The sequence below is a fragment of the Paenibacillus sp. FSL R7-0210 genome (assembly GCF_038009085.1).
GTDB lineage: Bacteria > Bacillota > Bacilli > Paenibacillales > Paenibacillaceae > Paenibacillus_AQ > Paenibacillus_AQ silagei.
Genome location: NZ_JBBPAR010000001.1, coordinates 2,191,134 through 2,206,026 on the forward strand (window position 1 = coordinate 2,191,134; position 14,893 = coordinate 2,206,026).

At 53.1% G+C, this 14,893-nt stretch carries 14 protein-coding genes; 12 read left to right on the top strand and 2 right to left on the bottom strand.

The features are described from left to right. Positions 1 to 133: 133 nt before the first annotated feature. Positions 134 to 1,408, bottom strand: coding sequence for an APC family permease (locus tag MKY64_RS09540; protein WP_340952463.1), 1,275 nt, complete (start codon positions 1,406 to 1,408; stop codon positions 134 to 136). A gap of 120 nt (positions 1,409 to 1,528) precedes the next feature. Between MKY64_RS09540 and MKY64_RS09545 the strand changes: the two genes are divergently transcribed. Continuing rightward, positions 1,529 to 2,440: a LysR family transcriptional regulator gene (locus tag MKY64_RS09545; protein WP_340940377.1), complete on the top strand. Its 912-nt coding sequence runs from the start codon at positions 1,529 to 1,531 to the stop codon at positions 2,438 to 2,440. 35 nt (positions 2,441 to 2,475) lie between these two features. After that, complete coding sequence (locus tag MKY64_RS09550) at positions 2,476 to 3,405, top strand: tyrosine-type recombinase/integrase (protein ID WP_340952466.1); 930 nt, start codon at positions 2,476 to 2,478, stop codon at positions 3,403 to 3,405. A gap of 280 nt (positions 3,406 to 3,685) precedes the next feature. Here the strand turns inward: MKY64_RS09550 and MKY64_RS09555 are convergent, their stop codons facing one another. Further along, on the bottom strand, positions 3,686 to 4,609 hold the full coding sequence (locus MKY64_RS09555; RefSeq protein ID WP_340940382.1) for an L-lactate dehydrogenase: 924 nt from the start codon (positions 4,607 to 4,609) through the stop codon (positions 3,686 to 3,688). A gap of 199 nt (positions 4,610 to 4,808) precedes the next feature. Between MKY64_RS09555 and MKY64_RS09560 the strand changes: the two genes are divergently transcribed. From MKY64_RS09560 to MKY64_RS09605, 10 genes are all read left to right on the top strand, one after another. Beyond that, positions 4,809 to 6,194, top strand: a complete 1,386-nt coding sequence (locus MKY64_RS09560; protein WP_340940383.1) for an APC family permease — start codon at positions 4,809 to 4,811, stop codon at positions 6,192 to 6,194. 85 nt (positions 6,195 to 6,279) lie between these two features. Continuing rightward, positions 6,280 to 7,527, top strand: a complete 1,248-nt coding sequence (locus tag MKY64_RS09565; RefSeq protein ID WP_340952468.1) for a WD40/YVTN/BNR-like repeat-containing protein — start codon at positions 6,280 to 6,282, stop codon at positions 7,525 to 7,527. Positions 7,528 to 7,755: 228 nt separating this feature from the next. Continuing rightward, positions 7,756 to 7,932: a hypothetical protein gene (locus MKY64_RS09570; RefSeq protein WP_179090460.1), complete on the top strand. Its 177-nt coding sequence runs from the start codon at positions 7,756 to 7,758 to the stop codon at positions 7,930 to 7,932. A gap of 174 nt (positions 7,933 to 8,106) precedes the next feature. After that, on the top strand, positions 8,107 to 8,505 hold the full coding sequence (locus MKY64_RS09575) for a DUF2500 domain-containing protein (protein ID WP_076079279.1): 399 nt from the start codon (positions 8,107 to 8,109) through the stop codon (positions 8,503 to 8,505). Between the two features lie 239 nt (positions 8,506 to 8,744). Then, positions 8,745 to 9,167 carry a cell wall hydrolase gene (locus MKY64_RS09580; protein WP_036726550.1) on the top strand — a complete coding sequence of 141 codons (423 nt, stop codon included), beginning with the start codon at positions 8,745 to 8,747 and terminating at the stop codon, positions 9,165 to 9,167. Positions 9,168 to 9,341: 174 nt separating this feature from the next. Then, the gene (gerQ, locus tag MKY64_RS09585) at positions 9,342 to 9,734 is read left to right on the top strand and encodes a spore coat protein GerQ (RefSeq protein WP_245368238.1); all 393 of its coding nucleotides are present in this window, start codon (positions 9,342 to 9,344) and stop codon (positions 9,732 to 9,734) included. A 316-nt stretch (positions 9,735 to 10,050) separates the two neighbouring features. After that, the gene (locus MKY64_RS09590; protein WP_036726551.1) at positions 10,051 to 11,367 is read left to right on the top strand and encodes a hemolysin family protein; all 1,317 of its coding nucleotides are present in this window, start codon (positions 10,051 to 10,053) and stop codon (positions 11,365 to 11,367) included. 159 nt (positions 11,368 to 11,526) lie between these two features. Next, positions 11,527 to 13,446, top strand: coding sequence for a sensor histidine kinase (locus MKY64_RS09595; RefSeq protein ID WP_339257249.1), 1,920 nt, complete (start codon positions 11,527 to 11,529; stop codon positions 13,444 to 13,446). 93 nt (positions 13,447 to 13,539) lie between these two features. Continuing rightward, positions 13,540 to 14,304: a DsbA family protein gene (locus MKY64_RS09600; RefSeq protein ID WP_340952472.1), complete on the top strand. Its 765-nt coding sequence runs from the start codon at positions 13,540 to 13,542 to the stop codon at positions 14,302 to 14,304. Further along, positions 14,301 to 14,735, top strand: coding sequence for a disulfide oxidoreductase (locus tag MKY64_RS09605; RefSeq protein WP_340952474.1), 435 nt, complete (start codon positions 14,301 to 14,303; stop codon positions 14,733 to 14,735). Before MKY64_RS09600 ends, MKY64_RS09605 begins: the two co-directional genes overlap by 4 nt. The last annotated feature ends 158 nt before the right edge of the window (positions 14,736 to 14,893 follow it).

Genomic DNA, 14,893 nt, shown 5'->3' on the forward strand with positions numbered 1-14,893 from the left:
CAGCCCACAGGTGACTTTGTTTAATGCATTTAAGAAATAACGAAAAGCAAAAAGAAGCGGAGGGCCAAATGTTCATCGCAGCGACGACCAAGCTTCGAGTCCAGCCCTTAAGTATGTAGCATTAAAATCCCTCTCACCGCTTCCCCACACGCCTTACCCCGGATCTCCAATAGTCCACTCCGGCAAACAACACTGTAATCAACAGCGGGTAGAGAATCGCCCAGCCTGTGAACGGGAACACGGCCAGTGTGGCGGCAAAAGAAATCCAACTAATCGTTACGCCTGCACGGCTGCCGCGCAAGAGGCGGATTCCGGCTGCGCAGCCCCCAATATAGGTAAGAATGAAGGTGGCATTAGGGAAGGTGATCAGTGTGGTTATCGAGAGCGCCCCGCTGCCGTAGAGCGATAATATCAAGGTGAAGCAGAACGTCAGGAAGCCGATGGCCCCTACAGGCGTCTGATACCGATTAGATACAAAGCCCATCCAGCCGGGAGCATAGCCTTGCCGGGACAACGCATACGCCACGCGTGAAGCTGCGCCAGCATAGGCAATGATCGTCGCCGTGCAGATGAAGAGACCGGTGAGTCCGGCGATGAACCCGCCCCACACCCCCAGCGGCTGGCTGATGATCCAGAGCAGGGAGCTATCTGCCCCGCCGTGCAGATAGCTCTGCGTACCTACGGTAGCAAGTGCCGAGAGGAAATACAGGACGCCGACAATTACAGCAGCGATAGTCACACCCTTGACTGCAGCCCGCTCAGGTTCCTTGAATTCTTCGGACAGATGCGAGACGGCTTCCCAGCCGATGAAGCACCAGAAGAGGATAGCGGCCGCCTGCCCGACACTAATCCAGCCATGCGGCGCAAACGGAGTGAAGTGGGCACGCTCCATCCCCGGAAGCGCAGCGGCAAAAGAGAAGACCAGTACGGCAATAATAGCGATCACCACAGCAATTTGCACTTTACCGGCGACCTGCATACCCATCCAGTTCGTCAGGAGTCCGATCACCAGCATCCCGGCGGCAAGGGCGATTCTGGCCGGATCGCCCCAGCCCATCGCTGCCGTCATGTATCCTGCACCGGTCAATGCAGCGACCGGTGCGCCGATTGGAACGGACATCAGGAAGAACCAGCCAACAAGGGCCCCGGCCTTCGGCCCGAAGGCTAGTGTAACGAAGTGGGAGACGCCCCCGGCGTTAGGGAACTTGGCAGAGAGCAGGCCCATGGATAAGGCAAGCGGAAGAATGAGCAGGGTCATGAAGCCCCAGGCCAGCAGCGAAGCTGGGCCAGCCATCTCGGCTGCCAGCCCGGGGACAATTAATACCCCCGAACCGAGGACAGCCCCGATGTATAAGGCAATGGCCTGAGGCATGCCGATGGTACGTTGTAACGAGGTGTGTTTCTTCATATGTATAATCCCGCTTTCCTTGTATTTAGTTCTAGAGTATCAGATAATAGATCCATTGGAAAAACGGAATTATCAAATAACATCCATTCAAAAAACCGATGGATCAAAGGAAGGTCCGCTATGGAATCGAAGCATCTGTTCACCTTTCTCGTTGTGGTAGAGACCGGCAGCTTCACCCGCGCTGCGCAGAAGCTGGATTATGCCCAGTCCAGCATTACCGCACAGATTCAGGCTCTGGAAGCAGAGCTGGGGCAGCCGCTGTTCGACCGGATCAGCAAAAAGATTATGCTCACGGATGCAGGCCGCCGCCTGCTGCCGTATGCCCAGGAAATCTCCAAGATGCATACGATGGCTGAGAATGCCCTCCGATCTGAGACAGAAATCGCCGGTTCACTGCGGATTGGTGCACCGGAATCCCTGGCGGCCTTCCGGCTTCCCGGAATTATCAAGGATTTCCGCAGCCGGTATCCGCAGGTGCAGATTACCCTTAAGCCGGGGGCCTGCTGGGAGCTGACCGAATTCATCCGCTCCGGGGAGCTGGATCTGGCCTTCCTGCTGCAGCCGGAAACAGAGTATAAGGATATGCACTGTGAGACGCTGATTCATGAAGCCATGGCTCTGGTGGCTCCGCTGGATCATCCGCTGCTGGAGCTTGCTGAAGTGGAGCCGTATCAGCTGAAGAACGTAACGATTCTGCATACCGAAGCGGGCTGCACCTACCGCACCTTGTTTGAACGTCATCTGAACAGCCACGGTGTGTTTCCTGATCCGAATCTGGAGTTCTGGAGCATTGAAGCAATCAAGCAGTGCGTGATGGCCGGACTCGGTCTCTCTTTTCTGCCGCAGATTACGGTGAAGCGCGAGCTGGCGGAAGGCAAGCTGGGCCGGCTGAACTGGAATGACCAGTCGCAGCGGGTGGCCACCCAGATCGCTTACCATAACAAGAAATGGAAGTCTCCTGCGCTCAGTGAATTCCTCAGAATGGTAGAGAAGCATGCCGCCGGATGGAGGGAAGCTACTGCGGAGGAATGATATAATAGTTGTACTTAAGAGGGAGGGGACAGATCATGAATGAGCTGGAACTAACATACGAAGAAGAGCTGGAGGCCTTCCTGATCTGGATGAAGGATGCCGGTTATACAGCACATACCCAGAAATCCTACCTTGCTGATGTGCGGGAATTCCTGGACCATCTGAACGGCAAGGAGCTGGGAACGGTGAAGAAGCTGCATGTGGTGTCCTACCTGACCTCGGTCCGTGAGCGGGGAGTCAGCGATGCCACCCGTAACCGCAAGCACGCCTCGGTTAACTGTCTGTTCAAGGCACTGTCCGAGCTGGAGCTGTTATCTATTAACCCGGCGGCAGGGATCAAGAAATCCAAGACCGACAAAAACCGTGAGCCGGTCTATCTGGAGGAGCAAGAGCTGGGGCGGTTCCTGTCGGCGGTGGACGGCAAGTACAGAAGCCGCAATCTGGCGGTCTTCCTGCTTATGTCCTATATGGGGCTGCGGGTAGGGGAAGTACATACGCTGAATCTGAGTGATTATAATGTAGACCGGCGCACGCTGCGGGTCTTCGGCAAAGGGCGCAAATGGCGGGGCATACCGGTTCCCGAGGATGTAGCCCCGTATCTCGATCAGGCGATTGCGGACCGGCTGGTCCCTTGGCGCAGCAAAGAAGAGGCCATGTTCATCTCGCAGAAGGGCCGCAGACTGTCGATCCGGGGAATTCAGGGCATTGCTGCGGATACCTTCAGCCGCTTCCAGAGTGAGCTGCCCTCTTCCCAGCAGCGTGCCTATTCGAGTCATAAGCTGCGGCATTCATTCGCGACTATGCTGCTGCGCAAGGGCGCGGATCTGCGGACGGTGCAGGAGCTGCTGGGTCACTCTTCCATTCAGACAACTACAGTCTATACGCATATCACGAGCCGGGAGAAGGAAGAGGCGATGTCCAGACTGCAAATCAGCAGTGCTGATAAGCTGAGCGGCAGCCTGTAATCCGTCTGTCTAGCAATATTATCACTTGAACTATGAACTTTTGTTCAAACCCTAACGCATAAATTACATGGAATGTGCATTTTTATGATGACAACTTGTCTCTGAATTGCTACCATGAGAAAGGGAAAAACGGGGGCATGAAATCAACCGCAACATTCGCTTTAGCCGCTTAACGCGTCTTCGCGGCTTGTAAATGCTTGGATGCTTAGATTTCAATGCTTAGATTTCAAAAAAGGCCGCCAATCCATGCGGATTGGCGGCCGGCTCATTCCGGCTGGAATTATAGCTCCAGCTTGGCGATTTCACTCTTGAGCTTGTCAGCGGACTGCTGGAATAAGCTCTGTTCTTCTTCGCTGAGCGGAAGATCAAGCACCTCACGCACACCGGAGCGGTCCACAACACACGGAGCGCCGAGGAACACATCGGAGACGCCGTTGTAGTTGTTCAGTAATGTAGATACATTCAGAACGGAGCCTTCATTGTTCAGGATGGACGATACAATGCGGTCCAGTGCAAGCGCGATGGCGTAGGAGGTCGATCCCTTGGCATCGATAATCTCGTAAGCGGCATTCTTCGTATCCTCGAAGATTTCTTTGCGTTCGTCTTCATCGAAGCCCAGATCAATCCCGGCGACATTGGCGAGACTCCAGACCGGCAGCTCGGAATCGCCATGCTCCCCGATGATCTGTCCATGGATACTGCGCGGGTCAATCTCCTTGTGCTTCCCGATCAGGTAACGGAAGCGGGCGCTGTCCAGTACCGTTCCTGAGCCGATAACCCGTCTGCGGTCGAAGCCGCTGATCTTAAGGGTGGCGTACGCCAGGATATCGACCGGATTGGTCGCAATCAGCAGGATCGCGTGATGGTTGTATTTCGTGATTTTCTGGATGATATCTTTGAAGATCGAGATGTTCTTGCGGAGCAGGTCGATCCGGGTTTCACCAGGCTTCTGGGAGGCTCCGGCAGTGACGATAATAATGTCGGCTTCGCGGCAATCCTCATAGGTACCGGCCCAAAGCTTCACGCCTCCTACAAAAGGCATACCATGGTTCATATCCAGCGCTTCACCAAGCGCCTTCTGGTGGTTCACATCGATCAGTACAAGCTCGGGCATGCGCTTACGCAGCAGCAGCGTATAGGCTGTAGTGGTTCCGACTGCACCGGTACCGATGACTACAACACGATTGGGCTTAAATGGGGCCATGTTAAATCTCCTCCAGCATTTGTATTTTGGTAATATAAGGAAGGCAGAGCCATTCCACTTGCTGTCCAATCTTATCCATCATAATCGCTAGGGATAGTGTTTTCAAGCTGTCCGTATTTCATCCATTACCCGAAATAGGGTAAGCTAACAACGATTTTTCTGTTATCCACTCAACCACTTGACAGGAGCGAACTGAAGTATGGATTTATTCCGCAAAAAACCGCTGGCTATTCCCCAGAATGCCGGAGCGGAGAAGCTTAGCAAGACACTGGGCGCCTTGGATTTGACGATGCTTGGGGTAGGAGCCATCATCGGCACCGGGATCTTTGTAATGACAGGTGTGGCTGCTGCGGAGCATGCCGGACCGGGGCTGGTGCTGTCCTTCATCATCGCGGGGATTGCCTGTGTGCTGTCCGCCTTGTGCTACTCTGAATTTGCATCGACCCTGCCGGTATCCGGCAGCGCCTATGCCTACAGCTATGTGGCCTTCGGCGAATTGCTGGCCTGGGTGCTCGGCTGGGATCTTGTCCTGGAATACGGGGTTGCCGCCGCAGCGGTAAGCAGCGGATGGTCCGGTTATTTCCAGGGTCTGCTGGAGGGCTTCGGGATACATTTGCCCACAGCTTTGTCTGGAGCGTATAATGCGGATAAGGGAACATTCATCAATCTGCCTGCCGTCATCATTATCCTGCTGATCTCCTATCTGCTGACACGGGGGGTCAAGGAGACCGCCCGCTTCAACGCAGTGATGGTCGCCATCAAGATATCCGTGGTGCTGCTGTTCATCATCACCGGTATTTTCTATGTGAAGCCGGAGAACTGGACGCCCTTCCTGCCGTTCGGGATTCATGGCGTGATGAACGGCGCGGCCACTGTATTTTTTGCCTATATCGGCTTTGATGCCATTTCAACCGCCGCAGAAGAAGTGAAGCGTCCGCAGCGCGATCTTCCAATCGGGATTATCTCATCCCTTGCTATCTGTACAGTTTTATATATCGCCGTATCCTTGGTCCTGACGGGCATTGTTCCTTATCAGAGCCTGAATGTCAGCGATCCGGTATCCTTTGCGCTGCGGTTCGTGGGCCAGAATATGATTGCCGGACTGATCTCCATCGGGGCGATTGCCGGAATGACGACCGTTCTGCTGGTTATGCTGTTCGGCCAGACCCGCTTGCTGTTCGCTATCTCGCGAGACGGCCTGCTGCCGAAGAGCTTGTCCAAGGTTAGCGCCACAACGCATACCCCGGTGCGCAGTACCTGGATGGTGGGCAGCCTGATCGCTGTGCTTACCGGCTTCGTACCGCTGGACAGGCTGGCGAATCTGACGAGTATCGGCACCTTATTTGCCTTCCTGGTTGTGTCTCTCGGGGTCATTATGCTCCGCCGGACGAAGACAGATCTCCGCAGAGGCTTCCGGGTTCCTTGGGTTCCGCTGGTTCCACTCCTTAGTGCGGCAGCCTGCGGCTACTTAATGTATAATCTCGGCAGAGAGACCTGGATTGGCTTCATCATCTGGGTTGCGTTCGGACTGGTGATTTACTCATTGTACGGCTACAAACGCAGTAATCTGAATACGAAGAAATAATCTTTTAAATACTCATTAATGTAGAAAAGGAGAGAGAGCATTGTCAGCCAAAGCTTCATGTTCCAAGGTTCTAAGAGTGGCGTTGATGCTTCTTATGACTCTGCTGATTCTCTCGGCTTGCTCGTCCGCCCCTCCGCCGGAGGCTACCCGGCCTCCTCAGCCGACTGAAGCGCCGGAAGAAGGGCAGATGATTACAGTCATTACCCCGGATAACAAGAATGTCGAACCCGAAAATGCAAAGAAATATCAGATTCAGACGCGGCTGACCGATTTCCGGCTGCTCAACCCCTCAGCAGGACTAGCCTGGGGGGTAACGCGCAACGAGCTTCGAATGTACATGACGCTCAATAACGGCAAGACCTGGGCGAATATCTCTCCAGCTACGAATGTACAATTTCTAAGCAATCCGGTCTACGGCAAAGAGATTTTTTTCACCGACCCCGAGCATGGCTGGATCATCCGCAGCTCGTTCGGCTCCACCGAGACCGTGGTGCTGCGTACCACAGACGGTGGACACAGCTGGCAGATCTCAGCGTTCCCCGATTCCAACAAGCTGTCCTCCATCTATTTCAGCTCCAGCCGCAGCGGCTGGCTGATGACCAAGTGGGATGCAAGTGCGACCAAAGAGAGCAAAGCCTTGTACGCTACCAAGGATGGCGGAGCCACCTGGAATCTGGTGATGCAGAATGAGCAGTATAATCCGAATCTGCCGACTAGTTCCATTCCGCATGCGGGGGTAACGACCGGGATGATCTTTAATGACGAGAGCCGGGGGTTTGTTATGCTGCAGACCGGCGCTCTGCCCAAGATTTATATGACCAGGGACGGAGGGGCGACCTGGGTATCGGGTTCGGAATTCCTGGTCAATGACAGCTTTGCCGGATGTGACCGGGTGGTTACGGGTGTCCCTGAATTCTTCGGAGAACATGCAGCGGGAGGCTGGATGCCGGTCGGCTGTCAGAAGGAAAAGGAAGGCAGCATGACCTTTAACGGCTATTTTACCGCCAATGGGGGAGAGAACTGGAAATTCACCACATTCGGACGGCCGGCGCTGTCCGGCATGAACCGGAATGTGGCACCTGACTTCCTGAATTCTATGACAGGCTGGTCGCTGGAAGGTAATCTGCTCTATAAGACGGTGAATCAAGGAGTGACCTGGACGGCCCTCCAGGCCAGCACGGTACTTCAATCCAAGCTCCTGGAGTATCCGGAGGTAGTGAAGCTGCAGTTCATTTCAAGTGATGTCGGCTGGCTGCTGATCTCGAAGGAGGAGGACCGCAAGTCGATCCTGCTTCAGACCACTAACGGCGGCGAGAGCTGGCGTGTAATGTAATACTGTACAAGAGGTTGTCCGTTCTGACGGACAGCCTCTTTTTTCACATTAAATCCGCTTAAAGGCCTCTACAATATAAGGAAAAATCTTATTTAAAATTTTCTTTAAAAATGTGAAAAAAATCACATGACAAACTTTGAATCCTGTGATATATTTAACACATAGAGAACAAGTTACTTTTTTCACAAACTTTCAAACAAACTTCCAACCCGAAGAGGAGAGATTACAATGACAACTTTTGAAACGGATTATATGACTAGAAACCTGATGCAACTGTGCTACAACTGTGATGACGCTCATCTGTGCCAGACTGAAGAACAATGCAAAGCCTGCTGGGCAGAGAACGGCATGATGCCGGAAGAAACGAACGAAACCAGACAACTCTTAGACCTCGTACATGCTTAATGTAACCGCCAATCGGGTATTATAGAAGACCATTTAAGTTCCCGGAAGTACCGGAGCCTGAATGGTCTTTTTGCCGTGTGTACCGGTGCTGCCAGACAGACAAGAGGCATATACATGTAGAGAAGCCTATAGAGGCAGGTGTGCTAACTACTTGGGAATAAGGGGGAAGAGACAATGGGAACGGGGAGTGATCCATCCTGGCTGTTCGATTTTACAGGAACGGTATTGCCGGTCTTTCTCGCTCTGGTCGTGGGGATCATCGCTGTATCTGCTGGCCGGGGATTGCTTCAGTGGAGCCGGAACAATAATGCCCCCCTGCAGTCCATTCCCGCCCGTATCGTGAGCAAGCGGACCGAAGTGCGCCAGCAGCAGTCCCAGGAGGATAGTCTCTCCAGCCGGACCAGCACCACCTACTATCTGACCTATGAAGCTGAGGATGGGGTGCGCAGGGAATTCAAGGTGGAGGGACAGGAATACGGGATGAGCGCTGAGGGGGATCAAGGCATACTGACGTATCAGGGGACACGGTATCATGGCTTTCAGCGGCGTCCTCACTACTCCACGGCGGAGTAGCTAAGATGGCAATGTATTATAGATGGTGATAGGACCCCCTTGGTTCCCACTGTGGAGCAAGGGGTTTTTTGCGTGTATCCGGCATAGAGACGGAAGAAGAGGAAACAGCAAATTGGGCGCAGACTGTCACCTCCTGGGCGAATACACATACAATACAGCGAGCAGCAAAAGAACAACGGAGAATCACATAGTCTGCATAGCTTCACCCGTCAATGAAATGAATGTAAGGAGGAGAACGCGTGGCTGTCATCAAAACAAACTCGGAGGACGTAAGAGTGCTTGCACGGCTGATGCGGGCAGAGGCTGAAGAGGATGGAGAGTCAGGCATGCTGATGGTCGGCAATGTCGGCGTGAACCGGATTCTTGGCAATTGTCTGGATTTCAACAACATCCGCAGTGTGAACGACATGGTGTACCAGAGCCCCGGCGGCTTCGAAGCCCCGCAGAAGGGATACTTCTATCAACGGGCGCGGGAAGCCGATATCCGGCTGGCGAAACGTGCGATTGCCGGGGAGCGAACCTGGCCGGCCTCGAATGCGCTCTGGTTCTTCCGCCCTGTCGGCGACTGTCCGGCGACCTGGTACAATCAGCAGAATACCGGACGCTACAAGGCTCACTGCTTCTTCACTCCGACACAGGGAGATTGTCCGGCAGTATACTAGGCAAGACAAGGTATTTATTACACTTTAGGAGGTAATCCGTACATGATCGTTCAACCGTACCGCCCAGTTCCTTATATGATGGGCAGCAATCCAGCAGGCAGCATGAACAATATGAACAATATGAATAATATGGAGAACATGAATAACATGAACAACATGGGGCACATCGGGAATATGGGGAAAATGGGAAACATGGGGAACATGGGCACCATGGTCGCTATGCCGCCTCAGGTCAGCAGCGGCAGTCCCATGATGCCTGGCGGCACGGTGGTCTCCACAGCCGCACCTGTGTTTGAACAGTCCTATGTGGAGAACATATTCCGCCTGAACCTGGGCAAGGTGGGCACCTTCTATTTCACATATGAGAACAACAAGGACTGGAATGCCAAGGTCTATACCGGGGTGCTGGAAGCTGCGGGCCGTGACCACCTGATTATCAGTGACCGTGCTACCGGCCAGCGGGTAGTGCTGCTGATGGTTAACTTTGATTACGCTACTTTCGAAGAGCCGCTTGTCTATCAATATCCGGGCGTTGTCGGGAATCCGCTTGGAGTGCGCAACTGCTAATCCGCTTTTTTCGGCCATTTATCCATAGAATCATCCAAAAACGGCTGTCCGCCTTGGTTTGAGGCGGTCAGCCGTTACTTATGCTCCCGTACGTACATATGCTGTATTTTTCGAGGGGACACGCATGCTTGCTGTTTCACCTAATATATTTATATAATGAAAGTATTATTTCTAATCCGTGATTTTGTATAGGAGATGAGGGCATTGGGGAATTGATACGCAAGGGTTCTTTTAGCGTAATCGAGTCTGACATTTTGAGCAAACGAAGGAGGTGGGCCTATCCAGCCGTACAGATTACGGTGGATAGGAGTATAAATTGAGCGACCCTTTACCCGGTATATTACATGTAGGACTTATTATTTTGCTTGTGCTGCTTAACGGTTTTTTCGTTTCGGTGGAGTACGCGATGGTGAAGGTGCGCAGCGGGCGCATTGAATCGCTGATTGAGGAAGGCAGCAAGAGAGCGCTGGCCGCAAGGAACATCGTCCATAATCTGGATGGCTTCCTGTCGGCCTGCCAGCTTGGGGTAACCCTTGCTTCACTTGCACTGGGCTGGCTCGGTGAACCGGCCGTGGCCACGATTGTGGGGCCGCTGGTCAGGGGTCTGGGCTTTGATGATACTACTGTATTTGTCATCTCCCTGATTATTGCCTTCATGTTCATCACGGTTCTCCATATCGTACTCGGCGAGCTTGCACCGAAGACCATTGCTGTGAATAAGGCTGAGGCGGTGCTTCTGTTAACTGCGGGACCGATGAACGTTTTCTACCGGATCATGTTTCCATTCATCTGGGTGGTTAACGGGCTGGCCCGGGGACTGCTGCGGATCTTCCGTCTGACACCGGCTTCCGAGCTGGCTACTGCGCATACGGAGGAAGAAATCCGCATCCTGATGCAGGAGAGTAACAAAAGCGGCTTGATCGACAACACAGAAATGACACTGGTGGATAATATTTTTGGATTTGCCGACACGATGGCCCGGGAGATTATGATTCCGCGTACCGAGATGATCTGTCTGAACACGCATCTGGAGACGGAGGAGAATCTGGAGATTGCCTTCGATGGAATGAGAACCCGGTATCCGGTCTGTGACGGAGACAAGGACCATATTCTTGGCTTCATTCATATTAAGGATATGATCCGGGAGAAGGCGCCGAGCTATAATGAATTGATCCGTCCGATATTGACGGTACCGGAATCGATTCAGATCAGCAGCCTCCTGAAGGTCATGCAGCGTGCCAAGACCCAGATCGCCATTCTTATTGATGAGTACGGCGGTACCTCGGGGATGGTTACACTGGAGGATATTATGGAAGAGATTGTCGGTGAGATTCAGGATGAGTTCGACGAGGAGCGGCCCGGCATTGAGCAGCTGGGAGAGGATGAGTTCTCCGTTGACGGCCTGATGCTGATTGAAGAGATTAACGACAAGCTCGGAATCCATATGGAGACTGATGATTATGATACGATCGGCGGCTGGCTGTATTCCAAGCTGGAGGTTAATCCGCCGCAAAAGGGCCAGTCCATTGAGTTCGACAATCATTTATTCGTGGTCGAAGAAACCGATAATAAGCGGATTTCCCGGATCAAGCTGCTGAAGCTGCAGTTATTGACGGAAGAAGCCGGAGCATAAGCTGCTGCATACAATATAAGCATGGCGCTACTACAGCGCTGTGCTTTTTTTGTTATAAGGATGAAGTGTTCTGACCTATCTCCGATTCGGCCGGATTTAAGGCGGGTAAGGAAGTGTAAATACATGTAATCTATCCGATTCAAGAAAGGGGCGGGAGCGTTGAAGCATCCTTTTAACACTTACAATGATCTGCTTGTCCTCTTGTCGGTGGCGATAGCCTTTCTCTCCTGCTTCACGGCGCTCGATCTGACGGAACGTCTGCTTCGCGGCCAGCGGAGCTCCCGGTTCATCCTGCTCATCTCCCTGGTGCTTGGCACAGGCCTGTGGAGCATGCATTTCATCGGGATGCGTGCAATGGATATGGCCGTTCCGGTATCGTATAATCTGCCGCTACTGGCGTTCTCTCTAGTGATTCCCGTGGCAGCTTCTTATATGCTGTTAGCTATGCTGAATAACCCGCACACCCGCAGCAGGGTCTATCTGGCTCTGGGCGGCCTCTTGTTCAGCAGCGGCATCCTGATTATGCATTTCAGCGGAATTCTGTCGATGAGACTTACGGCAACGTATGAGCAAGGCGCTTTCTCAATTATAATGGCGGTATTATTCGCCCTGATCGTTCCGGTGGTCACCGCTTCCTACGATCCGAAGTGGCTGGAGCAGGCCTACAATATGTTCAGCTTCAAAAAGCTGCTGCTTGTCCTGACCCTGACCGGCGCGTTCACAGGCATCCATTACGCTGCCATGGCGGGCGCTTCATTCTCTCCAGGAGAACCGTCCAGTGCAGCCGCGCACGTGCTCTATTTGCAGGATTCGATACTGGGAATGATCCTCTGCGGCTCCTTCCTGTTCATTGTGTCGATCGTCCTTGCTCTGTTGTACAGGGACCGGCAGCGGGTACTCCAGTCAGCCGCCTTCAATGAGCAGCGGTATACTGCGCTGTTCGAGCATAACCCTGATATGGTAATCTGCATTGATCCTGCCCGTAAGAAGATAATCAGTGCTAATCCTGCTCTGCGGGACATTACCGGATATAGCAGCGAAGAACTGGGGAATTATAAGGCGATACTATACAGCGAACGGGATGAAGCTGCCGTACGGGATGCCATAACGCGCGCTTCACGGGGGCAGTCCTCCAAGCTGGAGCTGAAGGTACGGAGCAAAGGCGGGGAGCAGCTGATCTGTAGTGTCACCGTCTTTCCTTTGCTGCATCATACGGAGCAGTGGGTCTATATTGTGGCCGAGGATGTGACTGCCCTGATGAAGTATCAGTATGAGCTGCTGGAGGCCAGGGATACCGCGGAGAGTGCGGTGACGATGAAAAGCGAGTTCCTCGCCACCATGAGCCATGAAATCCGCACGCCGCTGAACGGCATTATCGGCGTCAACCAGCTGCTGTCCGAGGAGATCAGCAATCCTGAGCATCTGGAGCTCCTGCGGCTTCAGAGTACAAGCAGCCATGCTCTGCTGCATGTGATGAGCGATATTCTCGACATCTCCCGGCTGGAGGCGGATGCCCTCTCGCTGAACAAGGATTCTTTCGGGCTGAAGGCGCTGCTCCAGGGCTGTATGGACCTGTTCATGGTGAGCACACAAGACAAGCCGTTATCTCTGGAGCTTCTGATCGAGGAGGGGCTTCCTGACAAGTTCACCGGGGATGCTGCGCGTATCCGCCAGATTCTCATCAACCTGATCGGCAATGCGGTGAAATTCACGCCATCCGGCACGGTAACGGTTAAGGTGGAGTCCTATGGCGTCAGGGAGACCGCTCAGGCGCTGCAATTCATGGTGCGCGACACCGGCATTGGCATCTCACCGGATAAGCTGCAGCTGCTCTTCCAGTCCTTCTCGCAGGTGGACGGGTCGCATACCCGTAAGTACCCCGGCACGGGTCTGGGCCTTGCGATCTGCAAGAAGCTTGTAGACCTGATGCAAGGAGAGATCTGGGCAGAACCGGCAGAAGGGGGCGGCACACAATTCTTCTTCAGAATTAAGCTGCAGTCGCAGGAGCATTCCCCGGAGGTATTTTTCGGCAAGGATACAGGGGAGGGGGAGTCAGCGGAGGAGAATGAAGCCGTATAAGACAGCGATTGCCAACAAGAGAGTTAACATTATATAATTTGAAAGTAACTATTCTTTTATCACGATAGTCCTGAGGACGGAAAGGAACTCTCTTTGAGCAAAACAAAAAAGAACAATGTCACGGCTCCCCAGATGAGCAAGCAGGAGAAGCGCAGGGCAGAGCAGGAGCAGCAGAAGCAGAAAACGAGAATTCTGATCGTGAGTACGGTGGCCATCGTCATTATTATTTTTGTAGGCTTATTTATGCTGGCATCGAAGGACTCTTCGCCTGCCGGTACAGACAGTAAGCCGGTTGCCTTCAATTACAGCGAAATGATGCGGCTTGGCAAGGAGGATGCTCCGGTCAAAATTGTGGAATTCGGCGATTTCAAATGTCCGGCTTGCGCCCAGTTCACCGGTGTGATCAAGCCGCAGATCGTTCAGGGCTATGTCGATCAGAATAAAGCAGCCTTCTATTTCGTGAATCTGGCCTTCCTCGGTACGGATTCCAGAACGGCCTCCCTGGCAGCGCTATCGGTCTATCATCAGAACCAGGAAGCGTTCTGGAAGTATTTCGATGCGATCTATGCCAATCAGGGGAATGAAGAGAAGGAATGGGCTACACCTGACTTCCTGGTGAGTCTCGCCAAGCAGCTGGAGCTGCCGGTGGATTACGACCTGCTGCGCAAGGACATTGACGAGCGTACCTACGTAAGCGAGCTGGAGCGGGATATTCAGCTTGGCACCGATACGGGCGTAACGAATACGCCTTCCTTGTACGTGAACGGCATCAAGGTGAAGGAGCCTTTCAATATGGAGGCGATTGACGCCCAGATTCAGGCAGCAACAGCAGCAGCGGGAGCAGGGACCGCCCAATGACCGCCTTCTCTGCCTTCTGCCGGCGTAACTGTCTCTACTTGGCCTGGTTCGTCTGTGTGGTGGCTGTAGCAGGAAGCCTGTATCTCAGTGAGGTCCTAAATTACGAGCCCTGTAAGCTGTGCTGGTTCCAGCGGATCTTCATGTATCCGCAGCTGTTCCTGCTGGGGATCGCCACCTACCGGGGGGACAAGCGGATCATTCCATACGTGCTTCCCCTTAGTCTGATTGGCGGCAGCATCTCCATATATCATTATGCGGAGCAGAAAATTCCGGCGCTCAGCAAGGTGCTTCCCTGTACCATCGGCGTACCGTGCAACAAGGATTATCTGAACTGGTTCGGATTTATAACGATCCCTCTGCTTGCACTTATAGCCTTTGCCTTAATCTCCATTCTGCTCTGGACAGGACGCAAAGAGGAGCCTGCGGAGTAAGAAGCTGACGGGCAGAAGGAAGAGAAGAGAATACCCTTAATTTTAGTAAAAAATAATATGCAAAAACCCTGTAAAATCACGTGGTAAAGGGATAATGAAAGAGAATGAAAGATCAAGACATACCGGATGATGAATTTGGTTGTTTTGAGTGCTTTTCA